Annotated in this window: 24 protein-coding genes; 9 read left to right on the top strand and 15 right to left on the bottom strand. The window is 38.8% G+C overall.

Going from position 1 to position 23,038, the window contains the following annotated elements; genetic code table 11:
- Nucleotides 1-6 precede the first annotated feature (6 nt).
- The 6 genes from BW724_RS07535 to BW724_RS07510 all read left to right on the top strand — a co-directional run bounded on the left by BW724_RS07535 (nt 7) and on the right by BW724_RS07510 (nt 4,781).
- Entirely contained in the window at nt 7-1,029 is a 1,023-nt protein-coding gene (locus BW724_RS07535) for a YheC/YheD family protein (protein WP_088074645.1), read from the top strand.
- A 95-nt stretch (nt 1,030-1,124) separates the two neighbouring features.
- A complete protein-coding gene (locus BW724_RS07530; protein ID WP_088074644.1) occupies nt 1,125-1,340 on the top strand; it encodes a DUF5342 family protein in 216 nt (71 codons plus the stop codon).
- Between the two features lie 85 nt (nt 1,341-1,425).
- On the top strand, nt 1,426-1,608 hold the full coding sequence (locus BW724_RS07525) for a hypothetical protein (RefSeq protein ID WP_088074643.1): 183 nt from the start codon (nt 1,426-1,428) through the stop codon (nt 1,606-1,608).
- A gap of 111 nt (nt 1,609-1,719) precedes the next feature.
- A complete protein-coding gene (locus tag BW724_RS23215; protein WP_176371335.1) occupies nt 1,720-2,634 on the top strand; it encodes a PucR family transcriptional regulator in 915 nt (304 codons plus the stop codon).
- Between the two features lie 24 nt (nt 2,635-2,658).
- Nucleotides 2,659-3,525: a J domain-containing protein gene (locus BW724_RS07515; RefSeq protein ID WP_088074642.1), complete on the top strand. Its 867-nt coding sequence runs from the start codon at nt 2,659-2,661 to the stop codon at nt 3,523-3,525.
- A 164-nt stretch (nt 3,526-3,689) separates the two neighbouring features.
- Nucleotides 3,690-4,781 (top strand): ABC transporter ATP-binding protein, encoded by a 1,092-nt coding sequence (locus tag BW724_RS07510; RefSeq protein ID WP_088074641.1) that lies wholly within the window; start codon nt 3,690-3,692, stop codon nt 4,779-4,781.
- Between the two features lie 48 nt (nt 4,782-4,829).
- Here BW724_RS07510 and BW724_RS07505 read toward each other — a convergent pair whose 3' ends face one another.
- From BW724_RS07505 to BW724_RS07455, 11 genes are all read right to left on the bottom strand, one after another.
- Nucleotides 4,830-5,075 carry a hypothetical protein gene (locus BW724_RS07505; RefSeq protein WP_088074640.1) on the bottom strand — a complete coding sequence of 82 codons (246 nt, stop codon included), beginning with the start codon at nt 5,073-5,075 and terminating at the stop codon, nt 4,830-4,832.
- A gap of 88 nt (nt 5,076-5,163) precedes the next feature.
- Nucleotides 5,164-5,367, bottom strand: coding sequence for an alpha/beta-type small acid-soluble spore protein (locus tag BW724_RS07500; protein ID WP_088074639.1), 204 nt, complete (start codon nt 5,365-5,367; stop codon nt 5,164-5,166).
- 211 nt (nt 5,368-5,578) lie between these two features.
- Nucleotides 5,579-6,226: a CoA transferase subunit B gene (locus BW724_RS07495; protein ID WP_088074638.1), complete on the bottom strand. Its 648-nt coding sequence runs from the start codon at nt 6,224-6,226 to the stop codon at nt 5,579-5,581.
- Nucleotides 6,227-6,307: 81 nt separating this feature from the next.
- Nucleotides 6,308-7,003: a CoA transferase subunit A gene (locus tag BW724_RS07490; RefSeq protein ID WP_088074637.1), complete on the bottom strand. Its 696-nt coding sequence runs from the start codon at nt 7,001-7,003 to the stop codon at nt 6,308-6,310.
- A gap of 23 nt (nt 7,004-7,026) precedes the next feature.
- On the bottom strand, nt 7,027-8,556 hold the full coding sequence (locus tag BW724_RS07485; RefSeq protein WP_417891413.1) for an acyl-CoA carboxylase subunit beta: 1,530 nt from the start codon (nt 8,554-8,556) through the stop codon (nt 7,027-7,029).
- A gap of 33 nt (nt 8,557-8,589) precedes the next feature.
- The gene (locus tag BW724_RS07480; protein ID WP_088074635.1) at nt 8,590-9,366 is read right to left on the bottom strand and encodes an enoyl-CoA hydratase; all 777 of its coding nucleotides are present in this window, start codon (nt 9,364-9,366) and stop codon (nt 8,590-8,592) included.
- Between the two features lie 378 nt (nt 9,367-9,744).
- On the bottom strand, nt 9,745-10,647 hold the full coding sequence (locus tag BW724_RS07475) for a hydroxymethylglutaryl-CoA lyase (protein ID WP_088074634.1): 903 nt from the start codon (nt 10,645-10,647) through the stop codon (nt 9,745-9,747).
- An 84-nt stretch (nt 10,648-10,731) separates the two neighbouring features.
- Complete coding sequence (locus BW724_RS07470) at nt 10,732-10,944, bottom strand: acetyl-CoA carboxylase biotin carboxyl carrier protein subunit (RefSeq protein WP_088074633.1); 213 nt, start codon at nt 10,942-10,944, stop codon at nt 10,732-10,734.
- Nucleotides 10,945-11,053: 109 nt separating this feature from the next.
- Nucleotides 11,054-12,391, bottom strand: a complete 1,338-nt coding sequence (locus BW724_RS07465) for an acetyl-CoA carboxylase biotin carboxylase subunit (protein ID WP_088074632.1) — start codon at nt 12,389-12,391, stop codon at nt 11,054-11,056.
- Between the two features lie 13 nt (nt 12,392-12,404).
- Nucleotides 12,405-13,559 carry an acyl-CoA dehydrogenase family protein gene (locus BW724_RS07460; RefSeq protein WP_088074631.1) on the bottom strand — a complete coding sequence of 385 codons (1,155 nt, stop codon included), beginning with the start codon at nt 13,557-13,559 and terminating at the stop codon, nt 12,405-12,407.
- 1,201 nt (nt 13,560-14,760) lie between these two features.
- Entirely contained in the window at nt 14,761-16,203 is a 1,443-nt protein-coding gene (locus BW724_RS07455) for a DEAD/DEAH box helicase (RefSeq protein ID WP_088074630.1), read from the bottom strand.
- 207 nt (nt 16,204-16,410) lie between these two features.
- Between BW724_RS07455 and BW724_RS07450 the strand changes: the two genes are divergently transcribed.
- On the top strand, nt 16,411-16,752 hold the full coding sequence (locus tag BW724_RS07450) for an ASCH domain-containing protein (protein ID WP_088074629.1): 342 nt from the start codon (nt 16,411-16,413) through the stop codon (nt 16,750-16,752).
- 338 nt (nt 16,753-17,090) lie between these two features.
- Here the strand turns inward: BW724_RS07450 and BW724_RS07445 are convergent, their stop codons facing one another.
- From BW724_RS07445 to nadB, 4 genes are all read right to left on the bottom strand, one after another.
- Nucleotides 17,091-17,549, bottom strand: coding sequence for a DIP1984 family protein (locus tag BW724_RS07445; protein ID WP_088074628.1), 459 nt, complete (start codon nt 17,547-17,549; stop codon nt 17,091-17,093).
- A gap of 123 nt (nt 17,550-17,672) precedes the next feature.
- A complete protein-coding gene (gene nadA / locus BW724_RS07440) occupies nt 17,673-18,782 on the bottom strand; it encodes a quinolinate synthase NadA (protein WP_088074627.1) in 1,110 nt (369 codons plus the stop codon).
- Nucleotide 18,783: 1 nt separating this feature from the next.
- Nucleotides 18,784-19,626, bottom strand: a complete 843-nt coding sequence (nadC, locus tag BW724_RS07435; protein WP_088074626.1) for a carboxylating nicotinate-nucleotide diphosphorylase — start codon at nt 19,624-19,626, stop codon at nt 18,784-18,786.
- Nucleotides 19,623-21,197: an L-aspartate oxidase gene (gene nadB / locus BW724_RS07430; RefSeq protein WP_088074625.1), complete on the bottom strand. Its 1,575-nt coding sequence runs from the start codon at nt 21,195-21,197 to the stop codon at nt 19,623-19,625. Before nadB ends, nadC begins: the two co-directional genes overlap by 4 nt.
- A 140-nt stretch (nt 21,198-21,337) precedes the next feature.
- Here nadB and BW724_RS07425 point away from each other — a divergent pair, with 140 nt between their 5' ends.
- Entirely contained in the window at nt 21,338-22,525 is a 1,188-nt protein-coding gene (locus BW724_RS07425) for an IscS subfamily cysteine desulfurase (protein ID WP_088074624.1), read from the top strand.
- Nucleotides 22,482-23,024: a transcription repressor NadR gene (locus tag BW724_RS07420; protein WP_088074623.1), complete on the top strand. Its 543-nt coding sequence runs from the start codon at nt 22,482-22,484 to the stop codon at nt 23,022-23,024. The genes BW724_RS07425 and BW724_RS07420 overlap by 44 nt, the downstream gene beginning before the upstream one ends.
- Nucleotides 23,025-23,038 lie beyond the last annotated feature (14 nt).

Raw genomic sequence — 23,038 nt, 5'->3', positions numbered from 1 at the left:
TTTGGATTGATAAGAAAGGGCCTAAAGAAAAATGTTGTGATTGTTTCTGCAAAGAAAGGTGAACTGTTTACAGGTGAAATGGATTTTTATAAAGATTTAATAAATAGTATAGAAGAACACGGGGGAACAGGATGCGTCTTCCCCCTTTCTACACGCAACCGTTCCTTATCTGTATATTATTGGGACAATTCAAAAGGTGATTGGATTGAAAAGCCGCACCCTAGACCCCATATCATTTATAACCGATATCCATATCGACATTTAGAGAATTCTAAAGAAGTAAGGGCATACTTCAAGAAACTTAAATCTCAAGGCATTAAATTTTTTAACGATTCTTTTTTCAATAAAAAAGATATTTCAGAATTGATGGGTAGAGATGATATTTTAAAGCATTATTACCCTACTACAGTCCCTTTAACAAACGAAGGGGTTTTATGGTCTTTTCTTTCCAAGTATCCAGTTATCTATATAAAAGACACTCACGGATCACAAGGGAAAGGTATTTGGAAAATCGAGAAGAATGGAAATAAATATCAATTATTTTCACAACGAAAGATTTTTCAAGACTTATCATTTCCCCAATTACACTATTTACTAAAGGATGTATACAAATCTAGAGATTTGTTAAATCAAAGATGTATCTCTATTACAAAGATCAACGATACACCATATGATTTTAGAGTCTTAATGCATCATATTAATGGAAAATGGATTTTCATTGGAATTGGTGCAAGGGGAGCAAATGAAGATGGTTACACCACTCATGTTCCTCAAGGTGGTAAGGTATTAGATATGGATGAAGTCCCTGTAAAACCTGAAGAAGATCTAGTTAGTCACTTAGGTCAACAAATAGGAAACCTACTAGAGAGTCATTATACTGTCAAGGAATTTTCCTTTGATGTAGGGATAGACATGAATAAAAATGTATGGGTTCTTGATATTAATAGTAAACCGATGTCTTTTGATGAAAGACACATTCAAAAGAAAAGAATAGATAACTTAACAAAAATATTTTTACATGAAAGCTAGATCAGATAAAGCCCTTTCCTTAGTCCCTTCTCATATATATGGTAAAATAATAAAGAACCTGATATGTTATTTCATAAAACGGGAGGGGCTTTACTTTGTTAACCCATTTTCAATATAAAGAAATAAAAAATAACCTTATCAATCAAGAGTGGAATTTCTCATTTTTTTATAAGCAGAAAGAGTACAACGGTACATACTTTAAAGATGGTTCAATTACATGGAAGTCAGCTATAACAGACGATAAAGAGAAGTCGTTCCTAGAATCATGTGTACATGACCTTATGCTTTATCATGTATATGAAGAACACTAACGGAATAAATCCCCCCTTCCTGCAGAAACTAATGAAGAAGCACTTATTTTCACCGCAGCCAATTCACTAAAGGGGGCGTAGTCAAATGCCACACAAAGACTCACAACATGAAGGCAGAGACAAAGTCATGGTCGATGTTGACCGTTACACGAACGAAGGCCTCGCTGGTGGTAGAGACCATATTACCTATGACAAACGACAAATTGATGAAGCGCAAGACTTTAAGGAGGAGGACCCTCCTTACCGTGTAGATCAAGATGAAACATAAGAAATGAGGTTGTCCAAGACGGACAGCCTCATTTTAATTCACTAGATTTATTTGGCGAAAATCCGTTTTTTTCTATATACTTGTATACGAGTATAAATGGAGGTACATTCTATGTTAAATCGTTTGAAGAAAAATTATTCCTTTGCAATACCTAGTAATTCTCAAGACATTCCCCCCTCCTCCCGTTTAACAGTCACAGACATTGAGGGAACACGCTTGACGTTTGATAAAAGAAAGCTTACAGAAGATGAAGCAACATTATTGGACACCTTGTTTAATGAAAAAGAAACAGATCTCTTTCATGGAAAAACAAAGCTAGAACAGTTATTATACGATACGCTTCTTAATAAACAAGAGCTGAATACATCAGAACTAGAGAACCATTTAACCACACCATTTAGATTTATTTACTTTACGGTGAAGGGTACATTAGGAAATAATGAGCAATTTGAAGAAGCTATGAAAAGCCTTTTTCCAACATCGCCTGTATGTTTATGGAGAAATAAATCTGAAGGTTTTCTCGTGCAAGTGATCGATGAACACTTTGAAGAGGAAAATGACGAAGAATCCATCATTGATACCATCACATCTGACTTTTTTGTCCAAATCATTCTATATATTGGCTCGCCAATTACATCAATGAATAACATTCAAACACATTTCAACTGGGAAACATCTGTTTTCCACATTGTCCGAGGCTTTTCACCTACAAAAAGGATATTTCATGAGCATGAAATAGTCCCTTATTTCTTATTAAAGGACATACCTGATGAGACGATCAAAATAACATTAGAAAAATTAGAACCAGTTATGGAAGATCAAACTTTAATAGAATCCGTTAAAGTTTATCTTGAATGTAATATGAATACGACCCTTGCTGCAAAAAAATTGTATATGCACCGTAACTCACTGCAATACCGTGTGGATAAATTTATTGAGAAAACCTCCATTGATATTAAACGGTTTCCTAATGCAGTGGCAGTTTATCTTATGTTCGTGCTTCTCCAGCAAAAACGGGAACTTTAGTTCTTGAGCAAAGGGGTGTCATTATTGAATTTAAATGAGGCTTATGAGGTATTAGGTGTAGCCCTTGATGCTTCCGAAGAAGAAATAGAAGATAAATATTATACTTGGATACTAAGACATAAAAACGAAGTGGATCGAAATAAGAATGAAGAAACCATTGTTGATTTAAATATAATAAATGAAGCATATCAAGTAATAAAAAAACATTTAACCGAAAGGGAAAGATCTAAACAAGTGGAGCAAAACGAACCTGTCAGCCCAATAAGGGAAAAGCTTGATAATTTGATGTATCATTATAAATACCACCTTATATTCGGGGTAGTTATTTTGTTTCTAACAGGTGTTATTTTACATTCTTCCATTCAATCATGGAGAAATCAGGCATATTTAGACAGTCTCCCTCCTGCAGACCTAGCCATTACTTTTTTTGGGGAATTCTATAATATAGATACAGATAGAATTGAAGAAAACATACTATTAGTTTTCCCAGAATGGGAGCGAGTAGAAATCAATAATTATACTACTCCTGCTGAAGTCTCTAGTCAGTATGACATGGGGGAAAGACAGAGAAGTATTCTTGAACTGATGAATGATGATGCTGATTTATTTATTGTTGATCTGTTTCACTTCTATGATTTATTTCCTCAATCAGTTTTTTCACCAATGACACCTATTGAAGATTTCCTTGAAGAGCATGTTCCCCCTGAGCAACTCCTTTATGAAAAGCTTGAGCATAATGAGACAGATGAAATTTATGGAATAGATATTACGGAACATGACATCTTACAAGAAGGAAATATACACATGGGAGACGGAATCGTACTAGCTCTTCACTCCCGCTCCACTGATCATGAAAACGGACTAGACTTTATAAAAAGAGTCATAGAATAGAGAGGTTTTAGTTACTTTTGCACATTGCACAAAAATCGCCCATTATTTTTGTGCACGCTTACAGTAGTTATGAAAGCCTTTGCAAGTTACACTATTAATAGAAATTGATTACACAAACCGAACGGAGCAATCAGCCGTTCTAAATAAAGAGGAGTGGAACTAATATGGCAGATATTACTTTTAAAGGTCTTTACAAAATCTTTGATGGAGACGTAACAGCAGTTTCTGACTTCAGTCTTGATATTGAAGACAAAGAATTTATCGTATTCGTTGGTCCATCTGGTTGTGGTAAGTCTACAACACTTCGAATGGTAGCAGGTCTTGAAGAAATCACTAAAGGTGAACTTTACATCGGTGACGAAATGGTAAACGACGTTGCTCCTAAAGATCGTGACATCGCGATGGTATTCCAAAACTATGCACTTTACCCACATATGAATGTATACGATAACATGGCTTTCGGTCTTAAACTTCGTAAGTTTAAAAAAGCTGAAATTGATGATCGCGTACGTAATGCAGCAAAAATTCTTGGTTTAACTGAAATGCTTGACCGTAAGCCTAAAGCAATGTCTGGTGGTCAGCGTCAGCGTGTGGCACTAGGTCGTGCGATCGTACGTAATCCAAAAGTATTCTTGATGGATGAGCCTTTATCAAACCTTGATGCAAAGCTACGTGTACAAATGCGTGCTGAAATTACTAAGCTTCACCAACGTTTACAAACAACTACTATTTACGTTACACATGACCAAACTGAAGCGATGACAATGGCGACTCGTATCGTTGTTATGAAAGATGGACTTATCCAACAAGTTGGTCGTCCAAAAGATATCTATGATTATCCAGATAACGTATTCGTAGGTGGATTCATTGGATCACCAGCGATGAACTTCTTAGCAGGTAAATTAAAAGATGGATTCTTCCACCTTGGTGATCACAAAATTAAAGTACCAGAAGGTAAGTTAAAGCTTCTTGGTAACTACAACAATAAAGATATTATTCTTGGAATTCGTCCAGAGGACATTCATGACGAGCCTGTATTTATCGAAGCATCTGAACACTCTTCATTTGAAGCTGAAATTGATGTTGCTGAGTTAATGGGTTCTGAAACATACCTATACTCTAAGATCGATAACCAAGACTTTATTGCACGTGTTGATTCTCGTACAGACATCAACGGTGGCGACAAGCTTAAGATGGCTATGGACATGAACAAATGTCACTTCTTCGATATTGAAACTGAACTTCGTATTCGCTAATTAATAATGTATTCCTTAGTCCCTTTCCAAACTTGGAAGGGGACTTTATTATACCTCTTGCACTAATATCACTTTATCTTGTTGACAACTCTCGCAAGTAAACAAATGTGGACATGTTTCATCTTGTTTATCTGTCGCAATACCATCAGACTCCTTCATCAATTCAATGGACTCATAAGGGGAATAATCTCCAAAGTAATCAAAGTACCTACCCTTATCAGACATTTGATTATTGCAAGATTGACATTGTATATTCAAATCATTCATTCCATTACATAGGGGACATAAACTCATAATAAAAATCCTCCTTGACCTTCGACTTTTCATTAAAAAGGGGATGGAGGTATCCTCCATCCCTTCAGCCATGTTATTTTCTATATCATTATTGTTGCTGACCACCGAATTGTTGCTCAGCCATTTGTACAAGACGCTTTGTGATCTCACCACCAACAGAACCGTTAGCACGAGAAGTAGCATCTGCACCTAACTGAACACCAAACTCTTGTGCAATCTCATACTTCATTTGATCTAAAGCTTGTTGTACACCAGGTACAAGTAATTGGTTAGAGTTATTGTTGCTTGCCATGTTTCTCACCTCCTGCCTCCTGACGTAACCATAGTTTGTATCATTCTTAATGATGTATGTAAAAAAAGCGTTAGCAAATTTTAGGAAGTAGGTTGAACTGCACCAGACATAAACTTCGGTCTTCATGTAACCAAAAATAAAGACTCAAACCCAATTATAATTAGATTTGAGTCTTCATTTTCGTTTTAGATTAAACATCTGATGCTTATAATTAATACCCTTTTATCAGCTTTGGCTCCGTCACTGCTTGAATCTCATCAAAGCTGTAATCGCCAAGAATTTCTTTTAATACGAGACCTTTATCTGTAACATCAATAACGGCTCGGTCAGTTATAATTCGGTCCACTACTTTTTTCCCAGTTAAGGGTAAACTGCATTCATTTAATATTTTGGGATCTCCGTTCCGATTAACATGTTCCATTATGATAACAACCTTTTTTGCCCCATGAACAAGGTCCATAGCACCGCCCATGCCTTTTATCATCTTTCCTGGAATCATCCAATTTGCAAGATCTCCATTTGCAGCAACTTCCATGCCACCTAGGATGGCAACATCAATATGTCCTCCTCGAATCATAGCAAATGAATCCGCACTGCTAAAATACGCTGCACCTTGAATTGTAGTTACTGTTTCTTTTCCAGCGTTGATCAAATCTGCATCTAATTCTTCTTCCGTAGGATATGGTCCTATTCCCAACAAACCATTTTCAGATTGCAAAATCACCTGTTTATTTTCTGAAATGTAGTTTGCCACCATGGTTGGCATCCCAATTCCTAAATTTACATAAGCCCCACCGTAAATTTCTTTTTCAGCCCTTCTTGCAATTTTTTCCCTCAATGCTTTCCGATCCACACTCATTTTTTTCCCTCCCTTGAAAAAAATTGTGTAATGTCTCTAAGCAGCTGTTGGCTCGTCGCAGCCCTTGTATTCATCTAGGAATTAGTTCTGTTCAGCCACTGTTTTCCGTTCAATTCTATTTTCCTGTTCACCAACAATGATTTTATCTACATATATACTAGGTGTGTGTATGTGTTGTGCATCAAGAACTCCAGGATCCACTAAGTTTTCCACCTCTGCGATCGTCACCTTCCCTGCAGTTGCTATTTCAGGATTGAAGTTTTGAGCTGTTTTACGATAAATAAGATTACCGAATCGATCTGCCACATTTGCTCTCACAAGACTGAAATCTCCTGTAATAGCTTCTTCTAGGAGGTACTCTTTCCCATTAAAAGTGCGCACTTCTTTCCCTTCTGCTATCTTTGTTCCAACCCCTGCAGGAGTATAAAAAGCAGGTATACCTGCTCCACCAGCACGTAGCTTTTCCGCAAGTGTCCCCTGTGGCGTCAACTCGACTTCAAGTTCACCTGCCAAAACTTGCCGCTCAAATTCCTTGTTTTCTCCTACATATGATGCAATGATCTTTTTAATTTGTTTATTTTCCAGTAATAGTCCTAATCCCCAGTCATCTACACCACAGTTATTGGAAACGATCGTCAAATCCTTCACACCAGTTTCACGAAGTGCTTTTATCAAGTTTTCTGGAATACCACAAAGACCAAATCCGCCAACAAGTAAGGTTGATCCGTCCTTAATATCAGCAACAGCATCTGTAAATGAGGTCAATATTTCCTTCATCAATCTCCCCTCCTATTCATTTCTTAAACCGGGTAGACAGCGTGTTTACGATGTGAAAATACTTGATACTTTGAAGAATATAAATCATAACGGCTAATTAATTCTTCACGCAGTTGATTTGCTGGTACAATATCATCAATTATTAGTTCCGATGCCAAACGATAAATATCAATATTCTCTTGATACTCTTTACGTTTTTCTTGGATAAACTTTGGCCGTTCCTCTGGCTCCAAAGACTCAATCTTGTTTGCATAAACCGCATTAACTGCAGCTTCAGGGCCCATTACCGCAATCTGTGCCGTTGGGAGAGCAAGACAACAATCTGGTTCAAATGCAGGTCCAGCCATTGCATACAACCCTGCTCCATAAGCTTTACGAACAATGACAGAAATCTTCGGTACAGTAGCCTCTGACATAGCCGATATCATCTTTGCTCCGTGTCTAATGATTCCAGCTCGTTCCACCTTTGTTCCTATCATAAAGCCAGGGACATCTGCTAGGAATAATAGTGGGATATGATAGGCGTCACATAATGTAATGAATCGAGCGGCTTTATCAGCTGAATCGTGGAACAATACGCCCCCCTTCTGCCTTGGCTGATTTGCAATAATGCCTACAGATTTCCCATTTATTCTAGCAAAGCCAGTAATAAGCTCTTTAGCAAACATTGCCTTCATTTCAAAAAAGCTATTATCATCCACTAAACCATCAATAAGTTCATACATATCAAAGGGAGCATTTTGATTTTTTGGTATCAATTCCTCTAAGTTTTTATCAATCTCTTTTGGATCTGAAGAAGGACTTGCCTCTGGCTTGCTCAAATAATTTGACGGAAAATAGCTTAAATAGGCTTTTGCTTTTTCAATAGCCCCCTCTTCCGTTTTTACAAGAACGTCACCACAACCTGACACAGAGCAATGCATGGTTGCCCCACCCATTTCCTCCAGTGACACCTTTTCACCAATGACCATCTCCGCCATTCTTGGGGATCCCAAATACATGGATGCATTCCCATCTACCATCATGACTACGTCACAAAATGCAGGAATATACGCACCTCCTGCTGCTGATGGTCCAAAAAGTAAGCAAACCTGTGGGATTTTCCCAGATAATTTCACTTGATTGTAAAAAATTCGGCCTGCCCCTCGTCTTCCTGGGAACATTTCAATTTGGTCTGTAATTCTAGCCCCTGCTGAATCCACTAAATATAAAAGTGGTACTTCTAATTTCTCAGCAGTTTCTTGAATACGAATGATTTTTTCAACTGTTTTCGCACCCCAGGAGCCAGCCTTTACCGTAGAATCATTAGCCATTACACAGACGGTCCTGCCGTTTACTTTACCGATTGCAGTTACTACTCCATCGGCAGGAAGACCCTCTGCCTGATTATTAGCAAACTTTCCATCTTCCTTCCATTCTCCATTGTCAAATAGCTTTGTCAATCGATCCCGAACGAACATTTTTCCCTTTTTTTCATTTGCTTCGTGATATTTTTCTGAACCTCCAGCTTCAATGTTTGATACAATCTCTTCCCATTGATTCTCCCTATCCATCAAGACACCCCATTTTCTTGATCTGTTAAAACATCATTCACCTTTAAAATTTGGTTTTCGTTTTTCCTTAAAAGCTTGTAAGCCCTCTAAGCGATCCTCTGTTGGAATTGTTATTTCATAAGCATTCTTTTCTATAACTAAACCAGTTCTCAAATCCACATTTCTTCCTGCATTTATTGCCAACTTCGCTTGCTTTACAGCTATTGGTCCATTTTTTGTAATCTCTTTTGCCAACTCCGTTGCTTTATCCAATAGTTGTTTTGGAGTAGTTACTTGAATGATTAACCCCCAGTCATGTGCTAAAGAGGCATCAATACGTTTTCCAGTAAAGATCATCTCCTTCGCTCGCTGTTCTCCAATTGCCCTAGGTAGTCGCTGCGTTCCTCCTGCTCCTGGAATAATTCCTAGACTTGTTTCTGTTAAGGCAAACGTCGCATTGTTTGATGCTATCCTTAAATCACATGCAAGCGCTAACTCAAGACCTCCACCAAAAGCTGCTCCGTTGATGGCTGCAATAACAGGAATCGGCATTTCTTCAACAGCAGTCACCATCTTCCCAATCTTTGTAACTGCCTTTTTTACTGCAGGAGCATCCATCCCCTTTCTTTCCTTTAAGTCTGCCCCTGCACAAAAAACCTTTTCCCCATCGCCAGTTATAATCATCGCCCTAACTTGTGAATCATATTTCCATTCCTCTAATTGCATTAGAATTTCATCAAGCATAGCTTGGGATAATGCGTTTGCTGACTCTGGCCTCTTCAAAGTGAGCTGGGCAATGTGCCCTTCAACTTTTGCTTCAATACATTTCATTGTTTCACATCCTATAAAAACTGATCATGTTATCTTTTTAATAGGCTACCTGAAATAAGGTTTGTTGGAACAACCTACGGTTTACTCCCTTTCCGTGGGCAAGCCGCTTGTCCTCCTCGTTCCTGCGGGGTCTTGCCTGGCCCGCTGTTCCCACAGGAACGAGCGTTTACATCACGAGTATGCTTCGAGTTGTCTCGACGGATACGCTTCGTAGCATATGCTCGTAGAGGAAGAGACAGTTGATTCGAAAACCTCCGTTTGTTCCAACAAAGTATAGTAATTAATTTTTCATCGTACAAGGTGCAACATTTCCATTGCATGGAAGAATACCGTGAAGATAGGTCTCTGTTTATGGAATATATTGATAATTAACACATATTATATGGCACTGTTCCATATTTGGAGTTGCTTACTTGGGAGTCCTTTACCTAATTCCCTTTCAATGTATTTCGCACTAGTCAATACCTTAGACAAATCAATCCCAGTTTCGATCCCCATTTCTTTAAGCATATGGATAAGGTCTTCGGTGGCTACGTTCCCTGCAGCACCTTTAGCATATGGACAACCACCTAAACCACCAACTGCACTATCAAAAACAGTGATGCCCTTCATTAAACCAACGACTGTATTTGCTAGAGCCATCCCCCTTGTATCATGGAGATGTAACGCAAGCTTTTCAGCTGGAAACTCCTGGAGTAATTGTGAGAGAACCATATCCATTTGCTTCGGATTGGCAACTCCAATGGTATCTCCTAATGAAACTTCATACACGCCCATGTCAAATAACTCATCTATTACCTTTTGAACATTAGATAGAGGAACTCTGCCATCGTATGGACAGCCAAAAACCGTTGATAGATAACCCCTGACTTTTTTTCCAGAAGAAAGAGCCTCGGATACCACTTCTTTTAAAACTGGAAAGGTATTCTGAATAGATTTATTTATGTTTTGCTGATTATGGGTTTCACTAGCAGACATAAAGATAGATACTTCATCTAGGTCTGCTTCTAGGGCACCTTCTAAACCTCTACGATTTGGAACGAGGGCTGCATATGTTACAGAGCTTTTCCGTTCAATTCTCTTAGCAACTTCCATAGCATCTGCTAAAGCTGGAATCCATTTTGGATGGACAAACGACGTTACCTCTATATAATCCATACCTGTTTCACTTAGTTTGTTAATCCATTCAACCTTTGTGTCTGTAGGGATAAAAGCTTTTTCGTTCTGAAGCCCATCCCTAGGTCCAACCTCTTTTATTTTCACTTTTGAAGGTAAATTCACACTCGTGGTCCTCCTTCAAAAAAACTTGTTATATCCAATCTGCCGTTCATTTGTTTCATAGTATGTTTATCTTTTGAAAACGACTTAATCTACAATAAGTAAAACATCATCTTCATTAACAAAGCTGCCTTCTTCTACTTTTAATTCCTTAACCGTTCCCCCTACTTCAGCAGTAATTGGTATTTCCATTTTCATAGATTCTAAGATGACAACTTCTTGGCCCACTTCTACTTGATCTCCTTGCGCAACTTGTATTTTCCAGACATTCCCCGCCATATTTGTTTTAATTTCTTTCATTTTAGGTCCCCCCTATTACATTTTTGTATATTGAAGTAGTGTACTCAGCTAATATATATTCTTTATGGTGCAATTTTAAGTGCATGAAGGTCTGTTTTAAATAAAATTTTTAATTTAGAGATTCGTTAACAAAATTTGTTGTTGCTTTTCCCTTTTGGAACACTGGGTGTTTCAGTGTCGTTATCAGCATAGGTATATTTGTTTTAATACCTTCCACTTTTGCTTTTTCCAAGCATTCTATTAACCGCTCTACCGCTTCTTTACGTGAATTCCCCCCGGCTATGACCTTGCTAATCATCGGATCGTAGAATGGTGACACTGTATTTCCTTTCTTTACACCCATGTCATAGCGAATCCCTTCCAACTTAGGAAACTCCCATTCTTTTAGTTTTCCTGGTGATGGGAAAAATGTTTTAGGGTCCTCTGCATAAATTCGAACCTCAATGGCATGGTTAAAAACAGCATTCTCCCTTTGTAACGAAGGTATGTCTTTGCCAGTGGCCAAATCTATCTGCCACTTAACGAGATCCACTCCCGTTGTTTCCTCTGTAACAGGATGCTCCACCTGCAGCCTTGTGTTCATCTCAAGAAAATAAATACCTTCATATTCATCGACGAGAAACTCTACTGTTCCAACATTCGTGTACCCAATGGTTTCGCCTGCTTTCACTGCTGTTTCATATAATTTTTTTCTACCATCATCACTTAAAAATGTAGATGGCGCTTCTTCAACAATTTTCTGATGCCTACGTTGAATCGAACAATCCCTTTCTCCAAGACAAATGATATTTCCTGATTTATCAGCAGCAAGCTGTGCCTCTATATGTCTAGGATTTACAATGAATTTTTCTAGGTATATTTCTCCTGAACCAAAAAATGTCTCTGACTTTTTCACGACACTAGATACTACATTCATGAGGTCTTTTTCATGGTCTACCTTCTGCATACCAATGCCACCGCCACCTGCAGCAGCCTTAACCATAATTGGATACCCTATCTCACGGGCAGCTTTCTTTACTGTAGTTTCACTTGTATCTTTAAGGGTCAATCCTGGTATAACAGGAACATCTGCTAATGCCATAGATTTACGGGCTGCTACCTTATTTCCCATTTCCTCAATGACATGGGGACTTGGTCCAATGAAGATATAACCTTCCTCCTCCACTCTTCTAGCAAATTGAGGATTTTCAGATAGAAAACCATACCCTGGATGAATCGCATCAACTCCAGCTTTACTTGCCACGTCCATGATTTTTTCCATGTTTAAATAACTGTCATTAACCCTAGGACCTCCGATAAAAAAAGCTTCATTCGCCATTTCTACATAGGGACTTTCTTTATCAGCTTCTGAGTATACAGCAACAGAAGTAATACCCATTTTTTCACAAGTTTTGATTATTCTTAATGCTATTTCACCGCGATTTGCTATCAATAGTTTTGAAATCAATATTGTATCCTCCTTACCTCGGGCATCCAATTTCACGAGCAATGACCATACGTTGTATTTCAGACGTTCCCTCTCCTATTTCTAGTAGCTTAGCGTCCCTTAAGTATCTCTCTACATGATATTCACGCATATAGCCATAACCACCATGAATTTGAATCGCCTGGTTACAAGCACGCATTGCTGCTTCTGATGCAAATAATTTTGCAAACGCTGCTTCTTTTTTAAAGGCTTTCCCTTCATCTTTTAACCAAGCTGCTTTATAAACCATATTTTGTGCAAGTTCCAGCTCCATTGCCATATCTGCAAGTTTAAACTGGATTGCCTGAAAGCTTCCAATATGTTTACCAAATTGCTTGCGCTCCTTACTGTAAGCAAGTGCTGCTTCATAAGCGGCTCTCCCCACTCCCACAGCCAATGCAGCGATGGAAATCCTTCCTCCATCCAATGTATAAAGGAATTGCCCAAACCCTTTCTCTGGATCACCTAGTATGTTCTCCTTTGGAACTCGAACGTCCTCCAGTACCAGTTCAGTCGTATTTGATCCTCTCACACCCATTTTTTCGTACTCACTTCTAATCGTTAAGCCCTTAGTATCTGTAGGAACGATGAAGGCTGAGATCTTCTTTTTCCCCCGCTCATCTACACCATTTAAGGCAGTAACGATGACCGTTCTTGCAAAACTCGTATTAGTAATCCAACATTTTTCTCCATTTATCACATAATGAGAGCCATCTTCATCCAACACCGCCTTCGTTCTCGTACCTCCAGCATCTGAACCTGCATTTGGCTCTGTTAACCCAAATGCTCCAAGACTTTCTCCCTTTGCTAAGGGTATTAAATGTTCTTGTTTTTGCTCTTCTGTTCCAAAATAATATAATGGTGAAGCACCTAATGAAACTGCCGCAGCATAGCTTAAACCTGTACTGCCACATGCTTTACCTATTTCCTCAACTGCTAAAATGTAAGATAACGTGTCTCCCCCAGACCCGCCATATTTTTCAGGAAACGGAATACCCAACAATCCCAATTCCCCCATTTTTTCAAAACTTTCAATAGGAAATCTCCCTGTGCGGTCCACTTCCTCTGCTTTTGGTGCTACTTCCTTTTCTGCAAACTCCTTCACCATGTCACGTATCATCTGCTGTTCCTTCGTAAAGGAAAAATCCATCCGTCACATTCCCCCAATCGCTTAATGTAAAGGCTTACATTTTGTTCTGTGAAAAATCTGACTGAGCAATCGTTCAGATTCTCCTTAATAATTATTTCTATTATAGGGAATATATTCTGAATTTACAATATTTTTATAATATTAAAAATATGTGAGATGTTGAACAACAATGATTTTAATGAGTAGAATCGGAAATTACGCACCCTCATTTCAGACTACATTCTGAATTTGAAGGGATTTCTTAATTTTAAAGGAATGGAAGTTTTGAGACTTAGGGCAATGCTGGAATTGTTGTTCAGACTATTTCTTGGTGATAGTGCCCGAAGCTATGGTGTGACTCGGGCTTCGGGTACTATTTCGTGGTGTTAGTGCCCGAAGCTATAGTCTGGCTCGGACTTCGGGATCTATTTCTTATTGTTAGTGCCCGAAGCAACCGTGAGACACAGACTTCGGGAACTATTTAGTGATGATAGTGCCCGGAGCTATAGTGTGACTCGGACTTCGGGAACTGTTTCTTGGTGATAGTGCCCGAAGCTATGGTGTGACTCGGACTTCGGGTACTATTTAGTGATGATAGTGCCCGAAGCTATGGTGTGACTCGGGCTTCGGGTACTATTTCGTGGTGTTAGTGCCCGAAGCTATCGTCTGACACTTGCTTCGGGTACTATTTCGTGATGTTAGTGCCCGAAGCTATCGTCTGGCAAGGGCTTCGGGTACTATTTCGTGGTAATAGTGAACGTATTGGAGAAAGTACTAAATTTAGAGGATCTTATATATACTTTGTTCTAGAAACTGGTAAAAAACGCCCAGTCTTTGTTGTTCTGGCTTCTGGTCGTATTATTTAGAATTCGATAAAGGGTAGGGTCACTTCAAACCTTTACCGCACTCCTTCAAATTAAGAAAATGAAGACTCAAATCGTGTCGTTCAGTCATTTCAGTCCCCATTTCGTAAAAATGAAGACTCAAATCCTGTCACCGCTCTGTTTCAGTCTCCATTTCGTAAAAATGAAGACTCAAATCCTGTCACCGCTCTGTTTCAGTCTCCATTTCGAAAAAATGAAGACTCAAAAGGCTCCGCTTCCTCATTTCAGTCCCCATTCTGAAATCAAAATTCGCAACAAATAATTAACTACATCAAAAACGACGAATTATATAAATTATCTTCAAAAAAAGGTGGAGGACAATCCCCCCCCCACCCTAATCATCTAGCTTCATGTACTTTTAATTGTTTTCCTTTTACGGTCCTTGTTTTCATTTCCTGTAATACAATAGAGCCTTTTCCGTTTAAGATATCCACGTACGTCGCTATTTGTTCCACAGATATAATCCCGATATCCTCTGCTGTGATCCCTGGTATACTTGTGATTGTTCCAACGAAATCAACGGCACGGAGCTTTTTCCTCTTCCCACCATTAAAGTAAAGCTTCATGATATCTTTACTTAGAACAGCACTTTTATCTTTTTTCAAAACAGATAGCTTGTGCATTTTTTCCTCAAAAGTAGCTTTGTTTGCTGAAACGTCAACCCTAGTTGGTGCCTCACCAACCGGTATGGAAAAGCCTAAATACTTTTCGATAGGAGGAATATACTTCTTTTCAAAAGGAGTAACAAATGATATTGCTTTCCCTTCCTTCCCTGCACGCCCGGTTCGGCCAGTTCGATGGACATAGCTTTCTTTTTCCGAAGGGAGATCGTAATTGATCACTAAAGAAATATCCTCAATATCAATTCCCCTTGCTGCCACATCTGTAGCTACAAGATAGCGGAACTTTCCACGCTTAAAATCACTCATAACGGAAAATCGTTCTCCTTGTTCGAGACCACCATGAATTTTTTCACAAGAATAGTTAGCTTGTTTCAATTCAACGAATAGGTCATTGACCTTTTCTTGCGTTCCACAAAAGATAATACAACTGTCAGGGTTCTCCACAGTAGTTATATCCATAAGAAGTCCAAGTTTGTCCGCTTCCTTCACTTCAAACAAGGAATGCTCAATTTTAGCAGTGGTTACACCTGTTCCAGCAACCTCCACGAGGACAGGCTCATTCATATATGTCTGACTAATGCGTTCTACATCACCACGAATCGTTGCGGAAAAAATTGATGTGACTCTGTTCGTAGGAAGCACTTCAATTATTCCTTCCACTTGTTCCAGGAATCCCATGTTAAACATTTCATCTGCCTCATCGATGATAAGGTAGCTGATCTTTTCTAAGGATAAGGTTTCTTTTTGAATATGATCGTACACCCGACCTGGTGTCCCTACAACAATATGTGTTTTTTGTTTCAATTCTTGTTGCTGTCTTTTAAAAGGCTGTTTTCCGTATATCGCAGTTGCTTTCACTCTTTTAAATCGCCCAATATTAGTTAGATCTTCTTTTATTTGTGCTGCAAGCTCCCGCGTTGGCGTGAGGATCAATGCTTGTGGTTTGTTTTCCTCCCATTCAACCAATTCGCATAGGGGGATTCCAAACGCTGCAGTTTTTCCACTACCGGTCTGGGATTTCACCACTAAATCTTTCTTATCCAATGCAAGGGGTATAACCCTCTGTTGTACTTCTGTAGGTTGTTGATATTTCAATTCCTTTAAGGCTCGTGTTATTTCTTCGCTAAGTTGATAATCGTTAAAGTCTGTTCTATTCATTCTGAAACCTCATTTTTATTTAAATTTATAATTCTTTGGCATACCTATGCATTATACAGTAGTTTGGCACTTGCCACTCACTTATTTTTTTCTCATAAAAATAATTCTCTAGCTTTTACTAATAATCTTTATTAGTATTTACTACCAGTAGTGACTTTCATGCTCAATTTGGTGTAAAATGTGTAATAGAGATAAGGGGGATATAACATGAGTATTGAAGAAACTTTACCACCAAAAACATGTGAAATTGATAGACTAATTACAAAGCCAGAAGATATTGAAAAAGCACTTGCTGGAAAGAAAACTGCAACACGAAGGAATGGCAGATACGCTGATCCTGGAGAAATAATGGTGCTGGAAGGTAAACGTTTTAAAGTAGAGCGTGTATACCGACAGACGTTAGGTGATCTAACGGACGAAATAGCAGTACAAGAGGGATACAATAACTTAGAAGAATATAAAAATTCTATACTATCCATTCACCCAGGAATGCCTTGGAAACCACAAATGAAGGTATGGGTGCATGAGTTTAAAGCAGAGACTGAATAAGTTGTAATTTTGTCTTTTATCGATTGATTCAACATAAATAATAAGCCAGATACCATGGTTTTCATGGAATCTGGCTTGTTTTCGATTTAGCACATTTCTTTTTATATACGACTCCCCTATCCACCCTCACGAATAGAAAATCAATACCTGGTAGTAAACTGTTTTGGTGTGTAAAAAGTAAATTTGTAAGTATTCCTGGGTATAAATTGTTAAAGTGAGGACTTGAACCTCTTTGGATCCCCCGAAATCCGTACCAATCATACAACTTTGACCTGTTGTTAGGTTTGGTATTCGCCTTTTCTTATTCGCTACCAACTACACTACCTATTAAATAACTACTACTCCATTAGATCTGTTCTCCAATTTAACTCCTGTATTTTCACGTCTAACAGTCTATATTTCTGCGACAGTTCGTCTACATACTTTTGCGTTTCTTTTACATTTATTGTAGTAACATACTTTATTTCTGACCTAGAGTAACGATCATGTCTCATAGTGGCTTCTTCTAACATGTTACTATAGAACTTTCTTTCCTGACCTATTATGTCACGATTGATGAGTGCGTCAGCCAAAGTTTCATTATTATCAAATGACGTCTCTATATTTGTACGATTAATTTTTTGAATGAGTTGTTTTACCTTACCTAAGAGACTAGTTAACTCTTCCATCAAAACTTTAGGCTCCTCAGTAGGCTGATCTCCCTCTTGGACTCTAGCATTTTGAACCAAGCGATTTTTTAATTGTTCTACTCTTTTTTGATAATCTGCACGTAATATTAAAGCTTCAGCTAATTTCATCGAATCCCCTCTTATTAACTTATTTTTCCTGTTTATTTACATTCTCCCTATTCCCTTCACTTTCCTTCTTTTATTTTTCAAAAGGGGGCTGTATTGCTACACAAATTAAGCAACCTAAGTAAACTAAACAAACTGGAACATTCGCTCAATCGCAGTTTTTGCAAGTGCTGATTTTTCAGCATCTACTTTAATTTTGTTTACAGGCTTCCCACTTACAATTTGATCCAGTGACCATACAAAGTGTGGCAGGTCGATACGATTCATTGTTAAACATGGGCACATTTCTGGATTTAAGGAAACTATATCCTTATCCGTATGCACTTGAATCAAGCGATTCACAAGATTCATTTCCGTGCCGATTGCCCACTTACTTCCTGGAGGAGCTTCTTTTATTTTATTTATAATATATTTCGTAGATCCATTATAATCAGAAGCTGTCACTACCTCATGGGTACATTCTGGATGAACTAAAATATGTCGATCTGGTTCCTTTTCCCTAAGGTCATGGATATGCTGCATTCGGAAGTTCTCATGAACAGAGCAATGACCTTTCCACAAAATCATCTGCATGTCGTCCAAGTTTTCAGTAGGACCTTCGAACTCATCTGATATAGGATTCCAAACAATCATTTCTTCAAGAGGGATTCCTAAATCAAATGCTGTATTTCTCCCTAAATGCTGGTCTGGTAAAAACAATACCCTTTTTTTCTGGCTTAGGGCCCATTTTAACATTTTGTGAGCATTGGATGATGTAACAGTTGCACCACCGTGTTTTCCAACAAATGCTTTAATTTCGGCAGTTGAATTAACATATGTTAACGGAATAATCGTGTCACCAAACGTCTCTTGAAGCTTCTGCCACGCCCGTTCCGTTTGCTCCATATTAGCCATATCTGCCATGGAACAGCCGGCGCGCATATCAGGTAAAACCACTGTTTGATGATCCCCAGTTAATATATCAGCTGTCTCAGCCATAAAATGAACACCACAAAATACGATATATTCTGCATCTTGGTTTTCTGCAGAAACTTGTGCAAGTTGTAAAGAGTCCCCTGTTGCATCAGCAAATTCAATGACTTCATCCTTTTGATAATGATGTCCAGGTATAAAAAGTCTGTTCCCTAACTCCTTTTTTATCTCCCACGCTCTCTTTTTTAAATCCTGAGGAGCCATTTTCTTATACTCCTCAGGTAAAGTTTCATTTAAGCCCTTGAATAAATCCGTGCCTAGCATGTTACCCCTCCCTGTTAATTTGAATATCTAGACTAATATCTAACGCTTTCGCAGAATGTGTTAACGCTCCAATGGAAATATAGTCAACCCCAGTTTTTCCGAACTCCGGTAACGTCTCAAGTGTTATTCCTCCTGAAACTTCCGTAATAATAGACGGTGGTACTTCATTTCGCCATTGGATCGCTTGTTCAACTGTGGAATTATCGAACATAATGACATCTGCGCCAGCTTCCACCGCTTCCTTCACATCTGCTACGGACTCTGCTTCTACCTCGATTTTTATCATATGGCCTGCCTTTTCACGGACTTTTGTGACGGCTGCTGTAATGGAACCGCATCTAGCAATATGATTATCCTTAATCATTACGGCATCATCTAAGCGCAATCTGTGATTAAAGCCTCCGCCACTAACAACGGCATGTTTTTCAAGCATCCTTAATCCTGGTGTAGTCTTTCTTGTATCACAAATTCTTGTTTGCGTTTCTCCTAAACGAGTTACTGCTTCTTGCGTTAAGGTTGCTATCCCACTCATGCGTTGAACAAGGTTAAGTAGCACCCGTTCGGAAGACAAAATATCAACTGTAGGGCCTGTCACCTCTGCAATAACATCACCAGGCTCAAGATTGTCACCGTCTCTTTTCAGTAATGTTAAATCAATGTCTGATTGCAAAAGCTTATAACCCTCGATTAATACCTCTTCTCCTGCAAACACACCTTTACTTTTAGCTAAAAATATTGCCTTTGTGATTTCATTAGAGAAGATCCATTCAGATGTTCTGTCTCCAAAACCTAAGTCCTCTTTCATAAATTGCATGAGCTGTTCCCTAAGCAATAATTTATTCATAGTTTCATACTCTCCCTCTTATTCTCTTTGGACCTTTGTATAAAAATCTGTTTTCCACATGCATAAGCATTCTTGCTTGCTGGATAATCTGTACGATAATGGGCTCCCCTACTTTCTTTCCTCTCTAAAGCAGACTTTGTAATCAACCACGCTGTAATTAACATATTGGAACGCTCGATCGTTTCATGAGTCCAAGATATGCGTTTATTGCTCTCTAATTTTTCTACATCATAATCCATTAACCACTTTAAGAGTCTCTTCATGGAATGCTCGTTTCGCTCCACTCCTAGAGCTTGGGACACCCTTTGCTGAATTTCAGATCTTTCAGGTAGAACCGGCTCTGGTTTTCCAATGCCATTCTGATTAAGCTTCAACGGATTCATGCTTTTCCAATTCGCTGTTTTTTCCAACTCACGCTGGATTTTTTCTGCTGTCCGTTCTCCAAACACCAACGCTTCAAGGAGAGAATTACTAGCGAGCCGATTAGCCCCATGCACTCCTGTTCGAGCAACCTCCCCAATTGCGAAAAGACCGGGCACAGTTGTTTTTCCAAAAGCATCAGTCACAATCCCTCCCATCAAAAAATGGGCACCAATCGTTACGGGTATTCTCCCTTCACTAATGGAAATCCCTCCGTTTACACACATGTCAAAAATCGCAGGAAAACGTGTTTCAAAGTTAGCTATAGATGAAATGTCTAAATAGATCTGATTCCCTTCCATAGTCCTTCGCTCAATAACACGAGCTACTACATCTCTTGGAGCCAAATCTTTACTCGGGTGAACGCCGTCCATAATTTCATTTCCGTTTGAATCTATTAATCTCGCACCCTCTCCCCGAAGAGCTTCTGAGGCAAGTCCCAATACTTTCTCTTTATGCTTAATAAGAGTCGGGTGAAATTGAATAAATTCGAGATCTGATAACAGTGCACCAGCGCGATATGCCATGGCAATTCCATCTCCAATTATTGATGGATCATTTGTTGTAGCTTCAAACAAACCTCCACAGCCTCCCGTAGCCAGTACTGTGACATGTGCACTATATTTCGTTGTCCCACCATCTTTTCGTTTGGTGTATACACCTTTACATATTCCATTATCAATCACTAAATCTATGACACTTTCGTTCTCGAAAACGTGTATGTTTGGTTGATGGCGTAGTTGACTATTTAAAAAAGACATCCACTGGGTACCTGTCCGATCTCCCCCAGCATGAAGAATACGCCTTTTTGAATGGGCTCCCTCCATTCCAAGTGCCAGCTCTCCGTTTGATTTTTGATCAAATGTCATACCATGTAAAATCCACTGCATCACTCGTTTTGGCCCCTCAGTAACAAGGGTTGAAACCATCTGTGAATCATTATGAAAGCAACCAGCTGTCAACGTATCCGTTAAGTGAAGGGAGGGGGAATCAGCCTTATGAATGGCTGCAGCAATACCACCTTGCGCACGCCAGGAATTACCATCTGTTTTTTTACCCTTTGTAAAAACCTTCACATTATTTTCCTTTGATAATATGATAGCTGCTACAAGTGCAGACATGCCTGCTCCTACGATGATCACTTCTCGCATTTTATACACCTTTCTTTACAACTGTCTTGACACCTATATTTACATACTTTTAAACTAATGACAAGAGGATATTTTCATTTGTTCATGAATGACATTTTCCTTTTTCAAAGATTACAAGCCAAAATGAATGAGGGATAAATATGATTTATTTAGATCATGCCGCAACTACGCCAATGTCCAGGACTGCCCTGGACGTATATGTAAAAGCAGCAGAAGAATTTTTCGCTAATCCGAGTAGCTTACATGAGCAAGGGGATAAAACGAAACAGTTGTTAGATAAATGCCGCAGTGAATTGAGCCAATTAATACATGCACATTCAGATGAAATATATTTTACTAGCGGTGGAACAGAATCTAATATAAGGGCACTTCAATCCTTGTACTTAGGGTGTAAGGATAAAGGAAACCATGTTATCACAACCGTATTAGAACACCCTTCCGTTCAATCCTTCTTTGTTGATTTAGAAAAAAACGGAGTTGAAGTTACTTATTTAGGAGTGGATACGAATGGTGTGATTTCCATTGAGGAATTAGAAAAATCACTCCGTAGTGACACCATACTCGCATCAATACAGCACATAAATTCAGAAATTGGGGTAATCCAGCCAATCAGAGAAATAGGTAATCTGCTAAAAAAACATGGTGTGCTTTTTCACAGCGATTGTGTCCAATCTTTCGGCAAGATTCCAATTGAGGTGGATACTTTCTCCATTGATGCTATCTCTATCTCAAGCCATAAAGTTTATGGACCAAAGGGAGTAGGAGCAGTCTATCTCTCAAGGAATACACCTTGGAAAGCTGTTGATGCATTCACAAGTCATGAGGGTGGATTTCGGCCTGGGACAGTTAATACACCTGGAATTGCAGCATTCACAACTGCCGCAGTTGATGCTGTTCATCAGCTCGATAATTCGATAAAATATATGTGGGAGCTTAGAGCTCTATTAATCAACGAATTAAGTGACATATCTCATCTCATTACAATAGAAGGTGGCACTGATTCCGAAAAACAATTACCACACATTATTGGGTTGGGGATTAAAGGCATAGAAGGACAATATATGCTCCTCACATTAGATCGTCACGGAGTCTGTATCTCTACTGGAAGTGCCTGTCAAGCAGGTAAACAAGATCCATCGATTGCCATGAAAGCACTTGGTAAATCGACTCAAGAAGCAAAGCGCTTTTTTCGTATTTCATTAGGGCGACATACGACTCAAGAAGAGATAATTGAAACGGCAAAACAAATGAAAGCATGTGTGTATGAGAAGGAGGGGATCAAACATGACAGACAAACGAAAATGGCTTGGGGAAGAACGGAGAAGTAAAATATTGTCTTTGTTACAAGAAACATCGTCACCCTTAACTGGAGGGGCTTTAGCCGACAAATTAAATGTGAGCAGACAAGTAGTCGTTCAAGATATTTCCCTCTTAAAAGCAAGAAACATTCCCATCACTGCGACAAGCCAAGGGTATGTTCTAACAGAAGAAAAAGGGAATACCCTTCCATACTCACGACTAGTCCCTTGTAAACATTCCCCTGAGCGGACGGAGGAAGAATTACACTTGTTAGTAGATCATGGGATCATGGTTAAGGATGTGAAGATTAAGCATCCTGTTTATGGAGATATTTCTTCACCAATTATGGTGAGCAATCGTAAAGAAGTGAAACAATTCCTTACTCGAATCAAGGAAACAGGTGCCTCTTTTCTATTAGAACTAACAGAAGGTATCCATTTCCATACCCTTGAAGCAAAGTCAGAGGAAGACTTAGATGAAGCTCTAGCCGCATTGAATGAAGCAGGGATTTTGTTGGAGGAAAACTAAATACTAAGAAATGC

The sequence above is a fragment of the Litchfieldia alkalitelluris genome (genome assembly GCF_002153425.1).
Lineage (GTDB): Bacteria > Bacillota > Bacilli > Bacillales > Salisediminibacteriaceae > Evansella > Evansella alkalicola.
Note: the sequence above shows the minus strand (reverse complement) of the source record. Positions and strands in the feature narration are given on the sequence as shown.